Below are 15071 nucleotides of genomic sequence, written 5' to 3' on the forward strand. Positions count from 1 at the left end.
GGCCAGGAACGGGATACGCCGCTGCTGCTGGGGTCGGTCAAGTCGAACCTCGGGCACGCCCAGGCCGCGGCCGGGGTCGCCGGGGTGATCAAGACGGTCATGGCGATGCGTCACGGCACCGTGCCGAAGACCCTCCACGCCGACACGCCGTCATCTCGTGTGGACTGGTCCGCCGGAGCGGTGGACCTGCTGAGGGAGTCGCGCGAGTGGCCGGACACCGGCCGCCCTCGGCGCGCGGGCGTGTCGTCGTTCGGCGTGAGCGGCACCAACGCGCACGTCATCCTCGAACAGGCGCCGGACACCCCCGCCGAGGAGACCCCCGGGGCCCCCGGGACCTCCACGACGGCGGAGCGGCGGCCGACCGCGCTGCCCTGGGTGCTGTCCGGAGCCACCGAGGCCGCCCTGCGGGACCAGGTCACCGCCGCGCTCTCCCTACTGGACGAGGAATCCGGACCGCGCCCGCTCGACGTGGCGTTCTCCCTGGCGACGTCCCGGACGAGTCTCGAACACCGGGTGGCCGTCGTCGCGGACGGCCGCGAAGCGCTCCGGGACGGGCTGGTGGCCTGGGCCGAGAACGGCGCGGCGCCCTCCGTGGTGGACGGCACCGTCCCCGACCGCACGAAGCTGGCCATGCTGTTCTCCGGGCAGGGGGCGCAGCGGCTCGGCATGGGGCGGGAACTGTACGACCGGTTCCCGGCGTTCGCCGAGGCGCTGGACGCCGTCCGGGCCGCACTCGATCCGGGTCTGGACCGCCCGCTGCGTGATGTCATGTGGGGCAAACACGCCGACGAACTCGACCGGACCGGATACGCCCAGCCCGCGCTGTTCGCCATCGAGGTGGCGCTGTTCCGGCTGCTCGAATCGTGGGGCGTGCGGCCTGATGTCGTCGCCGGGCACTCCATCGGTGAGGTCGCGGCCGCGCACGTCGCAGGCGTGCTGTCGCTGACCGACGCGTGCACGCTGGTGAACGCGCGGGCGCGGCTCATGGAGGATCTGCCCGCCGGCGGGGCGATGGTCGCGGTACGGGCCACCGAGGACGACATCACGCCCCTGCTGACCGAGCGGGTGTCGGTCGCCGCGGTGAACGGGCCGTCCTCGGTGGTCGTGTCCGGCGACGAGGAGGCCGTACGGGAGATCGCGGCGCGGCTGGAGGCGCGGGGCCGCCGTACCAGCCGGCTGCGGGTGTCGCACGGCTTCCACTCGCCGCTGATGGACCCGATGCTCGCTGCCTTCCGTCAGGCCCTCGCCGGGCTGGAGTTCCACGAGCCGCGGATCGCGGTGGTGTCGAACCTGACCGGCCAGGTGGCCGACGCGGGTGAACTGTGCTCACCGGAGTACTGGGTGCGGCACGTACGGGAGACCGTGCGCTTCGCCGACGGGGTACGGGCGCTGGCCGACGCCGGGGCCCACGTGTTCGCGGAGCTCGGGCCCGACGGGGTGCTCTCGGCGGCGGCCCGCGAGTCGGTGCCGGAGAAGGCCGCGGTGCTTCCCCTGCTCCGCAAGGACCGCGGTGAAGAGGCCGCGCTGGTGACCGGGGTCGCAGGGCTGCACGTGGGCGGGGTCGCGGTGGACTGGGCGGCGTTCTTCGCGGGCACCGGGGCCCGCCGAGTCGACTTGCCGACCTACGCCTTCCAGCACGAGCGGTTCTGGCCCTCCGGGGCCGACCTGTCCACGGACCTGTCCGGGACGGGGCTGGAGCCCACCGGGCACCCGCTGCTCGGCGCGGTGATGGTCGTGGCCGGTGCGGACGAACTGGCGCTGACCGGCGTGCTGTCCCCGGCGGCGCAGCCCTGGCTCGCCGACCACAGGGTCGGCGGTGTGATCCTTTTCCCCGGCACCGGATTCCTGGAACTGGCCGTCCGGGCTGGTGACCAGGCGGGCTGCGACCGGGTCGAGGAACTCACCATGGTCGTACCGCTCGCGCTGGCCGAGGACGGCGGGACCCAGGTCCAGGTGCGGGTGGGCGAACCCGACGACGAGGGCGGCCGGGAGATACGGTTCTTCGCGCGCCCCGCGGAGGAGCCCGGGGCGGCCTGGACGCTGCACGCCGTCGGACGGCTCGCCCCGGGCGAGCGGGTGGCCGAATTCGACGCCACGCGATGGCCGCCGCCGGGCGCGAAAACCATGGACATCGACGGGTTCTACGACCGGTACGCGGAATCCGGCCTGGACTTGGGGCCGACGTTCCGCTGCCTGCGGGCGGCCTGGCGCCGGGGCGACGAACTCTTCGCCGAGGTGGCCCTGCCGCAGACGGCACGCGACGCCGGCGATTTCGGCATCCACCCCGGACTGCTGGACTCGGTGCTGCACGTCGCGGCGGACTCCGGCGACGGCGAGCGGTTGGTGCCCTTCGAGTGGACCGGGGTCTCGCTGCACGCCTCCGGCGCCGACGTGCTGCGGGCCAGGGTGCTCAGGACCGGCCCCGACACCGTCGTCGTCGCCGCGGCCGACGTACACGGCGCGCCCGTGATCTCGGTGGACTCGCTGTTCCTGCGGGCGCCGTCGGCCGCGCCCGCCACCACGCCCGCGGGCCCGGACCCGGCCGACTCGCTGTTCCGCCTGGACTGGGTCCCGCAGACCACCCCGGACGCCGTGGACGGGACCTGGGCCGTGATCGGCGCGGACGACTTCGGACTGGGCGCGGCGCTGGACTCGACGGGTACCGTCTGCCAAGGTGCGCCGTCCCTGGCCGAGTTGGCCGAGTCGGCCGAGGTGCCGCAGGTCGTCGCCGTAACGCCGGCGGGGGGCTGCGGTCCCGAGGCCGTGCACGCGCTCACGTGCCGTGTGCTGGGCCTGATCCAGGAGTGGCTGGCCGAGGAACGCTTCACCCGCTCCCGCCTGGTGTTCGTGACCCGGGGTGCGATCGCGTCGGACGGCGAGGACGTCACCGACACGGCCGCCGCGGCGGTGTGGGGCCTGGTGCGGTCCGCGCAGTCCGAGAACCCGGGCCGGTTCCTGCTGGTGGACCTCGACGACGCGGCGGCGGCAGGCCCCGTACTGCCGGGCGTGCCCGGGTTGCTGGACCTCGACGAGCCGCAGGCGCTGATCCGGGCCGGGCAGCTGCGGGTCGGCCGGCTGGCGCGTGTGGCGTCGGGCGGCGGGCTGGTGCCGCCGGCGAACCGGCCGTGGCGACTGGACAGCCGGGCGAAGGGCAGCCTCGACGCGCTGGCCCTGACGGAGTGCCCCGAGGTTCTCGAGCCGCTGACCGGGCGCCAGGTGCGGGTGGCCGTGCGGGCGGCCGGGATCAACTTCCGCGACGTGCTGAACGCCCTGGGCATGTACCCCGGCGAGGCCGGGCTGTTCGGTTCCGAGGCGGCGGGCGTGGTCGTGGCGGTCGGCCCGGAGGTGAGCGGCCTGCGGCCCGGCGACCGGGTGCTGGGCATGGTCTCCGGTGGGTTCGGCCCGGCCGTCGTGGTGGACGAGCGGCAGCTGACGGCCGTGCCGGAGGGCTGGTCGTGGGAGACGGCCGGGTCGGTGCCGCTGGTGTTCCTCACGGCGTACCACGCGCTGGTGGACCTCGCCGCGGTACGGCCGGGCGACAAGGTGCTCGTGCACGCGGGCGCGGGCGGTGTCGGCATGGCGGCGATCCAGCTGGCGCGCCAGCTCGGCGCGGAGGTGTTCGCCACCGCGAGCGAGGGCAAATGGGACACCCTGCGTGGACTGGGTGTCGCCGAGGACCATATCGCCTCCTCCCGCAGCACCGGCTTCGAGGCGGCCTTCGCCGCCGTCGCGGGTGACGGCGGGATCGACGTCGTACTCAACGCGCTGTCCGGCGAGTTCGTGGATGCGTCGCTGCGGCTGCTGGGTCCCGGCGGCCGGTTCCTGGAGATGGGCAAGACCGACGTACGGGACCCGGACAGTGTGCCCGAGGGTGTGCGTTATCACGCTTTCGACCTGGGCTGGGTCGCCCCCGACGGCATCCAGCGGATGCTCGCCGCGCTGATGGAGCTGTTCGGGGTGGGCGCGCTGGAGCCGCTGCCCGTGCGTGCCTGGGACGTGCGGCGGGCGCCGGACGCGTTCCGCCACATGAGTCTGGCGCGGCACGTCGGCAAGCTCGTCCTGACTCTGCCGCCCGCGTGGGACCCCGAAGGCACCGTCCTGATCACCGGCGGTACCGGCGGTCTGGGTGGGGAACTCGCCCGCCATCTGGTCGCCGAGCGCGGGATGCGGCACCTGGTGCTGGCCGCGCGCCGCGGGCCGGACGCGCCCGGCGTGCACGACCTGCGGGCGGAACTGTCCGAGTACGGCGCCGAGGTCTTGGTGGTTGCCTGCGATGTGGCCGACCCGGACGCCGTACGGGCACTGGTGGCCGCGATCCCCGGCGAGCATCCGCTGACCGCGGTGGTGCACACGGCGGGCGTGCTCGACGACGGCGTCGTCGGCTCGCTCACCCCCGAGCGCGTGGACACGGTGCTGCGGCCCAAGGTGGACGCGGCCTGGCACCTGCACGAGGCCACCCGCGAACTCGACCTGGCCGCCTTCGTCCTGTACTCCTCGACCGCCGGTGTGATGGGCGCCCCGGGGCAGGCGAACTACGCGGCGGGCAACGCGTTCCTGGACGCCCTCGCGCACCACCGCAGGGCCGCCGGGCTGCCCGCCGTGTCGCTGGCCTGGCCCGCGTGGGAGCAGGGCGTCGGCATGACCAGCGGCCTGGAGAACCAGGACCTGCGCCGCGCCGCCGCCCTCGGCCTGCCGCTGCTCTCGACGGCGCGCGGACTGGCCCTGTTCGACGCCGCCACCGCCGGCGACGACGCGCTGGTGGTCCCGCTGCCGGTCACCGGGGGCACGGGCGGGGGAGCACTCCCCGCGCGGGCAGCGGTCCCGGCGCTGCTGCGCGGACTGGTCCGCACCGGCCGCCGCGCCGCGACCAGCGGCGGAGCCGGCGCGTCGCGAGCTGCCCTCGCCGAGCACCTGCGCGGGCTGCGGCCCGAGGAGCGGGCGCGCCATCTGGTGAACCTGGTGCGCGACGAAGCCGCGCGCGTGCTCGGGCACACGTCGCCGGACTCCGGCCCGGGCGGCTCGGCCGTTTCCGCGGACAAGGACTTCCGTCGGCTCGGGATCGACTCGCTGACCGCGATCGAGCTGCGCAACCGGCTGTCCTCGGTCACCGGGCTCACCCTGCCCGCGACGCTGGTCTTCGACTACCCCACGCCGCGTGGGCTCGCCGGGTTCCTGCTGGGGGAGCTGGTGGAGGAAGGCCAGAACGCGGACGCCCCGGCCTCGCTCACGCCGGTCGCGGTGGCCGATGACCCCATGGTCATCGTCGGAATGAGCTGCCGGTTCCCGGGCGGGCTGGACTCGCCGGAGGATCTGTGGCGGTTCGTCGAATCGGGCGGCGATGCCATCTCCGGCTTCCCCGAGGACCGGGGCTGGGAAGGGAACGCGGAGGGCGACGGCGCCGCGGGCGGGTTCCTGCGCGGCGCGGCCGACTTCGACGCGGGCTTCTTCGGGATCAGCCCGCGTGAGGCGCTGGCCATGGATCCGCAGCAGCGGCTGCTGCTCGAAGTGTCCTGGGAGGCCGTCGAGCGGGCGGGCATCGATCCGGTGGCGCTGCGGGGCAGCAGGACCGGAGTGTTCGTCGGACTCAGCGGCTATGACTACTCCACGCTGGTCATGCAGTCCTCCGCGGACGTCGAAGGCCATGCGACCACGGGCCTGTCGGGGAGTGTGGCGTCAGGTCGGCTGGCCTACGTCCTCGGGCTGGAAGGCCCGGCGGTCACGGTGGACACGGCGTGCTCGTCGTCGCTGGTGTCGCTGCACCTCGCCACGCAGGCCCTGCGTGCAGGGGAGTGCTCGCTGGCCCTCGTGGGGGCGGTGATGGTCATGGCCACCCCGGTGACCTTCGCGGGATTCTCCCGGGTCGGCGGCCTGGCGCCGGACGGCCGCTGCAAGGCGTTCGCCGAGGCCGCGGACGGCACCGGCTGGTCCGAGGGCGTGGCGACGCTGGTAGTGGAACGGATGTCCGACGCGGTGCGCAACGGACACGACATCCTCGCAGTGGTGCGGTCCTCGGCGGTGAACCAGGACGGTGCCTCGAACGGTCTGACCGCGCCGAACGGCCCCTCCCAGCAGCGGGTGATCCGCCAGGCGCTGGCCGGTGCCGGGCTGAACCCGGCGGAGGTCGACGCGGTGGAGGCGCACGGCACCGGCACCACCCTCGGCGATCCGATCGAGGCACAGGCGCTGCTGGCGACGTACGGGCAGGACCGGGAGCACCCGCTGTACCTGGGCTCGGTGAAGTCGAACCTCGGCCACGGGCAGGCGGCGGCAGGCGCCGCCGGACTGATCAAGACGGTCATGGCGATGCGGCATGGGGTGCTGCCGCGGACGTTGCACGTGGACGAGCCGTCGTCCCATGTGGACTGGTCGGCAGGGGCCGTTGAGCTGTTGACGGAGAACGTGGCGTGGCCGGAGACGGACCACCCGCGCCGGGTGGGAGTGTCCTCGTTCGGGATCAGTGGTACGAACGCGCATGTGATCCTCGAGCAGGGTCCCGAGCCGGTGGTGGAGGCCGGTGGGGAGCCGGAGGTCAGGCCGGCGGTGGTGCCGTGGCCGGTGTCGGCCGTGAGCGATGCGGCGCTCGATGCGCAGGTGGAGCGGATCACGTCGTTCGCGGACGGGCGGCTGCCGTTGGACGTCGGGTTCTCGTTGGTGACGGGCCGGTCGGTGTTCGATCATCGGGCGGTGTTGCTGTCGTCGGCGGATGGTGTGGTCGAGGTGGCCCGGGGTGTGGCTGCCGAGGGCCCGCTTGCTGTGGTGTTCTCGGGGCAGGGTGCGCAGCGGATCGGGATGGGGCGGGAGTTGTACGGCCGGTTCCCGGTGTTCGCGCGGGCCTTGGACGCGGTGCTGGCCGAGTTCGATCCAGCGGTGCGTGAGGTGATGTGGGGTGAGGATGCCGGGGCGCTGAATGCGACGGGGTGTGCTCAGCCGGCGCTGTTCGCGGTCGAGGTGGCGCTGTTCCGGCTGGTGGAGTCGTTCGGTGTCGTGCCGAGGTTCGTGGGTGGGCATTCGATCGGTGAGGTGGCCGCGGCGCATGTGGCGGGTGTGCTGTCGTTGGAGGACGCGTGTGCTTTGGTGTCCGCGCGTGCTCGGTTGATGCAGGCGCTGCCGACCGGTGGTGCGATGGTGGCGGTCGAGGCTACCGAGGACGAGGTGCGGCCGTTGCTGTGCGACCGGGTGTCGGTCGCGGCGGTGAACGGGCCGTCGTCGGTGGTGCTGTCCGGTGAGGAATCGGCGGTCGCGAAGATCGTCGCGCGGTTGGAGGGGCGTCGTAGGAGCGAACTGGCGGTCAGCCACGCGTTCCATTCGCCGCTGATGGATCCGATGCTGGACGAGTTCCGTACGGTGGTCGGGGAACTCACCTTCCACGAGCCCACGATGCCGGTCGTGTCGAACCTGACCGGTGCGCTCGCGACGGCCGGCGAGCTCTGCTCACCGGAGTACTGGGTACGCCACGTCCGCGAGACCGTACGGTTCGCAGACGGGATGCGGACGCTGTCCGGCGCGGGCGCGGCGGTGTTCCTGGAACTGGGCCCGGACGGTGTGCTCTCGCCGGTGATCCACGAGTCGGTGGCCGACGGGACCACGGTCGTCCCGGTCCTGCGCAAGGACCGGGACGAGGAGACCGCAGCCCTGACCGCCCTCGCGCGCCTGCACGTGGCCGGGGTGGACGTGGACTGGCCTGCCTTCTTCGCCGGGACCGGTGCGCGCCGGACCGACCTGCCGACGTACGCGTTCCAGCGCGAGCGGTTCTGGCCGGAGGCGGCCGAACCCGTGGCAGCGGGCGACGGCATCGACGCGGAGTTCTGGTCGGCGGTGGAGCGGGAGGACCTGGATTCCCTCGCGTCGAGCCTCGATGTGGACCCCGACACCCTCGGCGCCATCGTGCCCGCGCTGTCGTCCTGGCGCGGCCGGCGCCGGACGAGGTCGACGGTCGACTCCTGGCGCTACCGGGAGAAGTGGCGGCCCCTGGAGGATTCCTTCCCGGCCGTACTGCCGGGCACCTGGCTGGCGGTGCTCCCCGCCGAGGGCGACGGCTGGGCGCGTGACGTCGTGGACGCGCTGGGTCCCGCCGTGATCCGCTTCGCACCGGCGGATGGAGACCGTACGGTGCTCACCGCGCGGTTGGCCGAACTCACCGCCGACGGAACCGAGTTCGCAGGCGTGGTATCACTCCTCGCCGCGTCGCCGGACGGCCTCGCGGACACGGCGGCGCTGCTGCGGGCCCTGGGCGACGCGGACATCGCGGCGCCCGTGTGGGCGGTGACCCGCGGTGCGGTGTCCGCGGATCCCGGCGGCCCGGCGATCGATCCGGGACAGGCCGCGTTCTGGGGACTGGGCCGGGTCGCGGCACTGGAGTACTCGGACCGCTGGGGCGGCCTGGTCGACGTACCGGGCGTGGACGCGCTGAACGCGGACGTCGCGCGGCGGCTGATCGGCGTGCTCTCGGGATCACTCCCCGGCGCCGGTGACGAGGACCAGGTCGCGGTGCGGGCCTCGGGGGTCTTCGGCCGACGTCTGGTGCCCGCGCCCGCAGGGAACGCGGCACGGCGGTGGCAGCCGACCGGCACGGTGCTGATCACCGAGGGCACCGGGACGGTGGGCGCGCACGTGGCGCGGTGGCTGGCCGGGCACGGCGCGGAACACCTGCTGCTGCTCGCCCGTCCGGGGCCGGACGCGTCCGGTGCGGCGGAGCTGGAGGCCGAACTGACCGCGCTCGGCACGCGGGTCACGATCGCGGCTTGCGACGCGACGGACCGGGCCGGACTGGAAGCGGTGCTGGCGGCGATCGGGCCGGAGTCCCCGCTGACCGGTGTCGTGCACGCGGCCGGTCACCTGGAAGAGCCCACCGCGCTCGACGGTCTGCCCGCGCGGCGTTTCGAGGACGTGTTCCGGGCCAAGGTCGAGCCCGCCCTGCTGCTGGACGAGCTGACCCGCGACCTCGACTTGTCGGTGTTCGCGCTGTTCTCCTCGGTGGCCGCCGCCGTCGGCAGCCCTGGCCGGGCGGACTACGCCGCCGGGAACGCGGTGCTGGACGCGCTCGCCGAGCGCCGCCGGGCACAGGGCCTCCCGGCGACATCGATCGCCTGGGGCGCCTGGCGAGGGGCCGGAGCGCCGGAGGCGGCCGGATCCACCGTCCTCGATCCACGGCTCGCGATGGAGGCGATGGCCGAGCTGGTGGCCGAACCGGACGCGACCGCGGTCGTCGCCGACCTCCGGCAGCCGCAGTTGCTGAAGGCTCTGCTCAGCCTCCGTACCAGTGCCGCGTTCACCGGACTGCCTGGCGCCCGCGCGGCCGCACGGGCGGCGCGGAAAGCCCGGCGCGACGGCGAGTCCACAGTGTCGGAGCTGCGTGAGCGCCTGCTCGCCACCCCGGCGACCGAGCGGGGGGCGGTGCTGCTGGACGTCGTACGGACCCATGCCGCCGCCGTACTCGGACACGCCGACCCGGAGGCCATCGGCGCGGACCGGGCGTTCCAGGACCACGGGTTCGACTCGCTGACCTCGATGGAACTGCGCAACCAACTGGCCCACGCCACCGGCCTGGCGCTGCCCGCGAGTCTGCTGTTCGACTACCCGAGGCCACGGGTGCTGGCCGAACACCTCGTCGCCGAGCTGCTGGGGCGGGGGGAGCGGGCCGATGCGCCGGTCCTCACCCCGGTTTCGCCCGGCCCCGCGGACGACCCGGTGGTGATCGTCGGCATGGCCTGCCGGTTCCCCGGCCGGGTGCGTACCCCGGAGGAGTACTGGGACCTCGTCGCGTCCGGCCGGGACGGCATCGCCGGGTTTCCCACCGATCGCGGCTGGGACCTGGAGACCCTCGCCGGGAATCAGCCCGGCTCCAGCGCGACCCTCGAGGGCGGTTTTCTCTACGACGCGGCCGACTTCGATCCGGGCTTCTTCGGGATCAGCCCGCGTGAGGCGCTGGCCATGGATCCGCAGCAGCGGCTGCTGCTCGAAGTGTCCTGGGAGGCGATCGAGCGGGCGGGCATCGATCTGGAGGGCCTGCGCTCCAGCCGGACCGGGGTGTTCGTGGGCACCAACGGCCAGGACTACGTGCACCTGGTGACCCGCGCGCGCGAAGACCTCGGCGGTCACATCGGCACCGGGCTGGCGGCGAGTGTGCTCTCCGGTCGGCTGTCCTACGTCTTCGGACTGGAAGGCCCGGCGTCCACCGTCGACACGGCGTGCTCGTCGTCGCTGGTGTCACTGCACCTGGCCGCGCAGGCCCTGCGTGCCGGGGAGTGCTCGCTGGCCCTGGCCGGTGGCGTCACCGTGATGACGACCTCCGTGAGCTTCGAGGGGTTCAGCATCCAGGGCGGGCTGGCGCCCGACGGACGGTGCAAGCCGTTCGCCGAGGCCGCCAACGGAACCAGTTGGTCCGAGGGCATCGGCATGCTGGTGGTCGAGCGGCAGTCCGACGCGGTGCGCAACGGGCATCACATCCTCGCCGTGCTGCGGGGCTCCGCCGTGAACCAGGACGGTGCCTCGAACGGTCTGAGCGCGCCGAACGGCCCCTCGCAGCAGCGGGTGATCCGCCAGGCGCTGGCCGGTGCCGGGCTGAACCCGGCGGAGGTCGACGCGGTGGAGGCGCACGGCACCGGCACCATGCTCGGCGATCCGATCGAGGCGCAGGCGCTGCTGGCGACGTACGGGCAGGACCGGGAGTATCCGCTGCTGCTGGGCTCGGTGAAGTCCAACATCGGCCACACGCAGGCCGCGGCGGGCGTCGCCGGTGTCATCAAGTCCGTACTGGCGATGCGGCATGGGGTGCTGCCGCGGACGTTGCACGTGGACGAGCCGTCGTCCCATGTGGACTGGTCGGCGGGGGCCGTTGAGCTGCTGTTGGAGAACGTGGCGTGGCCGGAGACGGACCACCCGCGCCGGGTGGGAGTGTCCTCGTTCGGGATCAGTGGTACGAACGCGCATGTGATCCTCGAGCAGGGTCCCGAGCCGGTGGTGGAGGCCGGTGGGGAGCCGGAGGTCAGGCCGGCGGTGGTGCCGTGGCCGGTGTCGGCCGTGAGCGATGCGGCGCTCGATGCGCAGGTGGAGCGGATCACGTCGTTCGCGGACGGGCGGCTGCCGTTGGACGTGGGGTTCTCGTTGGTGACGGGCCGGTCGGTGTTCGATCATCGGGCGGTGTTGCTGTCGTCGGCGGATGGTGTGGTCGAGGTGGCCCGGGGTGTGGCTGCTGAAGGTCCGCTTGCTGTGGTGTTCTCGGGGCAGGGTGCGCAGCGGATCGGGATGGGGCGGGAGTTGTACGGCCGGTTCCCGGTGTTCGCGCGGGCCTTGGACGGGGTGCTGGCCGAGTTCGATCCCGCGCTGTGTGAGGTGATGTGGGGTGAGGATGCGGAGGCGCTGAATGCGACGGGGTGTGCTCAGCCGGCGCTGTTCGCGGTCGAGGTGGCCTTGTTCCGGCTGGTGGAGTCGTTCGGTGTCGTGCCGAGGTTCGTGGGTGGGCATTCGATCGGTGAGGTGGCGGCGGCGCATGTGGCGGGTGTGCTGTCGTTGGAGGACGCGTGCCGGCTGGTGTCGGCGCGGGCCCGGTTGATGCAGGCGTTGCCGGTCGGCGGGGCGATGGTGGCGGTGCAGGCGACGGAGGACGAGGTGCGGCCGTTGCTGTCCGACCGGGTGTCGGTCGCGGCGGTGAACGGGCCGTCGTCGGTGGTGTTGTCCGGTGAGGAATCGGCGGTGCTGGAGGTCGCCGGGCGTTTCGAGGATCGTAGGACGAGCCGTTTGCGGGTCTCGCACGCGTTCCATTCGCCGCTGATGGATCCGATGCTGGACGAATTCCGTACGGTGGTCGGGGATCTCACCTTCCACGAGCCCACGATGCCGGTCGTGTCGAACCTGACCGGTGCGCTCGCGACGGCCGCCGAGCTCTGCTCACCGGAGTACTGGGTACGCCACGTCCGCGAGACCGTACGGTTCGCAGACGGGGTACGGACCCTCTCCGAGAGCGGCGTGAAGACCTTCCTCGAACTCGGGCCCGACGGCGTGCTCTCGGCCATGATCCAGGGTTCGGCGCCGAACGGGACCACCGTCGTTCCCGCGCTGCGCAAGGACCGGTCCGAGGAAGCCGCCATGGCCACCGCGCTCGCGCGCCTGCACGTCACCGGCGCTCCGGTGGACTGGCGGGTGTTCTACGCGGGCACCGGTGCGCGCCGGACCGACCTGCCGACGTACGCGTTCCAGCGCGAGCGGTTCTGGCCGACGGCATCGCTGCGCTCCGCGGACGCGGCCGGCCTCGGTCTGGCCGCGACCGAACACCCCATGCTCGGCGCCGTGATGGCCGTCGCGGGCTCGGCGGAGGTGGTCCTCACCGGCACCCTGTCGCTCACCCTGCACCCCTGGCTCGCCGACTACACCGTCGACGGTGCGGTCATCCTGCCGGGCACGGCCTTTCTGGAGGCCGCGATCCGAGCGGGCGACCAGGTCGAGTGCGAGCGGGTGGCGGAACTGACCCTGACCGAGCCGCTGGTGGTGCCGGAGCGGGGCGCGGTGCGGATTCAGACGCGGGTCGGCGAACCCGACGACGCCGGGCGCCGGGAGCTGTGGTTCCACGCGCGTTCCACCGACGACCCCGACGCCCCGTGGACGCCGCACGCCCACGGGTGGCTCGAACCGGGGGAGCGGGGGGCCGGCTTCGACGCGGCACAGTGGCCGCCGGCCGGCGCGACCGGGATCGGGCTGGACGACCTCTACGAGCGCTTCGCCGACGTAGGTCTGGCCTACGGGTCCGCGTTCCAGGGACTGCGGGGGGTCTGGCGGCGCGGCAAGGACCTCTATGCCGAGGTCGCGCTGCCCGACGAGGTGCGCGACGCCGACGGCTTCGGCCTGCACCCGGCACTGCTGGACTCCGTGCTGCACGCGGCTGTGTTCACCGGCGGCGAGGAGGACGGTGAACGGCTGCTCCCGGCCGAGTGGCGCGGGGTGTCGCTGCACGCCGCGTCCGCGCGGGTGCTGCGGGCCCGGCTGACCCGCGAAGCGGACAGGCTCGTCCTGGCCGCGGCCGATGCGCAGGGCGCGCCGGTCCTCTCGGCGGACTCGGTGGTGCTGCGGCCGCCGGCGGCCCGGCCGGACGCACCGGCCGGCCCGGACCACCGGAAGTCCCTGTTCCATCTCGAGTGGGTGGAACGGCCGGAGCCCGGGACAGCCGCCGACGACTCCGCCTGGTTCGTCCTCGGGCCCGACGAGCTCGGGCTGGCCGACGCGCTCGGTCAGGACGCGGAACCAGTGAAGTCCCTAGCCGAAGTGCGCGATCGTGGCGGCGCGGTGGCACCGCGGATTCTCGCGGTACCCGTCGCGGGCCATATGAATGGCGGCCCGGAGACGGTGCACGAGGTGACGCATCGGGTGCTGGCGCTGATGCAGGAGTGCCTGGCCGAGGACCGGCTGGCCCGCACCCGCCTGGTGTTCGTCACCAGGGGAGCGGTCGCGCCGGAGGGCGAGGACGTACCGGGCCTGGCCGCCGCGGCGGTGTGGGGCCTGGTGCGGTCCGCGCAGATGGAGAACCCCGGCCGGTTCCTGCTCGCCGATCTCGACGGCTCGGCCGCCTCCGCGGCCGTGCTGCCGAGCCTGCCGGGTACGGACGAGGAGCAGTTCATGGTGCGGGAAGGGACCGTTCGGGTCGCGCGCATGATGCGTGCGCCCGAACCGTCCGCGCCCGCCCGGGACGGCTCCCCCTGGGGGCCGGAGGGCACGGTGCTGATCACCGGTGGCACCGGCGGCCTGGGTCGCGAGCTGGCCCGGCACCTGGTGACCGAGCGTGGGGCCCGGCATCTGGTGCTGGCGAGCCGCCGAGGCGCCGAGGCGCCGGACGCGGCGGAGCTGCGCGACGAGCTGACCGCCCACGGCGCGGAGGTGTCCCTCGCCGCCTGCGACTTCGCCGACCCCGTCGCCGTACGGGAAGTCCTGGCCGCGGTCCCCTCCGCACACCCGCTGACCGCGGTGGTGCACACGGCCGGTGTGCTCGACGACGGAGTGCTCGACGCGCTGACCCCGGAGCGGGTGGACGCGGTGCTGCGGCCGAAAGTCGACGCCGCGTGGTATCTGCACGAGGAGACGCGGACGGCGGACCTCGCGGCGTTCGTCGTCTACTCCTCGGTGGCGGGCGTGATGGGCAGCCCCGGGCAGGCGAACTACGCCGCCGCCAACGCCTTCCTCGACGCGCTGGCCCAGCACCGCAGGAGCGCGGGGCTGGCCGCGACATCGCTGGCGTGGGGCCCCTGGGCGCAGGGCACCGGCATGACCAGCGGGCTGAGCGATGCCCACATCGAGCGCATGAACCAGTCCGGAACGCCACCGCTGACCCTGGAACAGGGCCTCGCCCTCTTCGATGCCGCCACCGGCCGCGACGAGGCGAACCTGATCGTGATGCGTACGGCGGGCAAGGCCGGCCCCAGCGCGACGATGTTCGCCGGCGCCGTGCCTCCGATCCTGCGCGGCCTGGTCCGCGCCGGTCGCCGGACCGCCGCCGCCGAGAACCGGGCGGCCGACCTCGCGGCGCGGCTCGCGGATACCCGCGAGCACGAGCGGGTGCGCTTCCTCACCGATCTGGTGCGGGGCGAGGCCGCGGCCGTACTGGGGCACGGTTCGCCGGACCAGGTGAGTGCCGAGCGGGAGTTCGACCGGCTCGGGTTCGACTCGCTCACCGCGCTCGAGCTGCGCAACCGGCTCACCGCCACGACAGGGCTGCGGATGACCGCGACCCTGATCTTCGACTACCCGACACCGGCCGCTGTCGCCGGCCTCCTGGCGACCCGCCTCGGCGAGCCCGCCCCGGCGGACGCGGGCCCCGCCCTGCCCGCCGAACTCGACCGACTGGAAACGGCGCTGTCCGCAGCGCTGTCGGCGAAAGACCTCGGCGAGGCCGTCAGGGCCGGGGCCGCGGCGCGGCTCCGGAAGATGCTCGCACGGGTGACCGGCACCGGCACCGAGACCGGCGAACAGGACGTACAGCAGCGGATCGAGGCGGCGAGCGCCGACGAGGTCCTGGCCTTCATCGACAGTGAGCTCGGCCGACCGACGGACCACTGATCCCCGATCCCCGGTCGATCTCTCAAGCGGAA

The 15071-nt window shown here is 73.6% G+C and carries 1 protein-coding gene (only partly in view); it reads left to right on the top strand.

Annotated elements, in window-relative coordinates:
* Positions 1 to 15039, top strand: partial view of a type I polyketide synthase gene (locus tag ACH4SI_RS41200; protein ID WP_398305914.1) — the 3' portion only. 1083 nt of this gene lie to the left of the window's left edge; only the last 15039 of its 16122 coding nucleotides appear in the window; the start codon falls outside the window, past its left edge; the stop codon is at positions 15037 to 15039.
* The last annotated feature ends 32 nt before the right edge of the window (positions 15040 to 15071 follow it).

The organism is Streptomyces sp. NPDC021212 (assembly GCF_044332925.1).
Classification (GTDB): Bacteria; Actinomycetota; Actinomycetes; order Streptomycetales; family Streptomycetaceae; genus Streptomyces.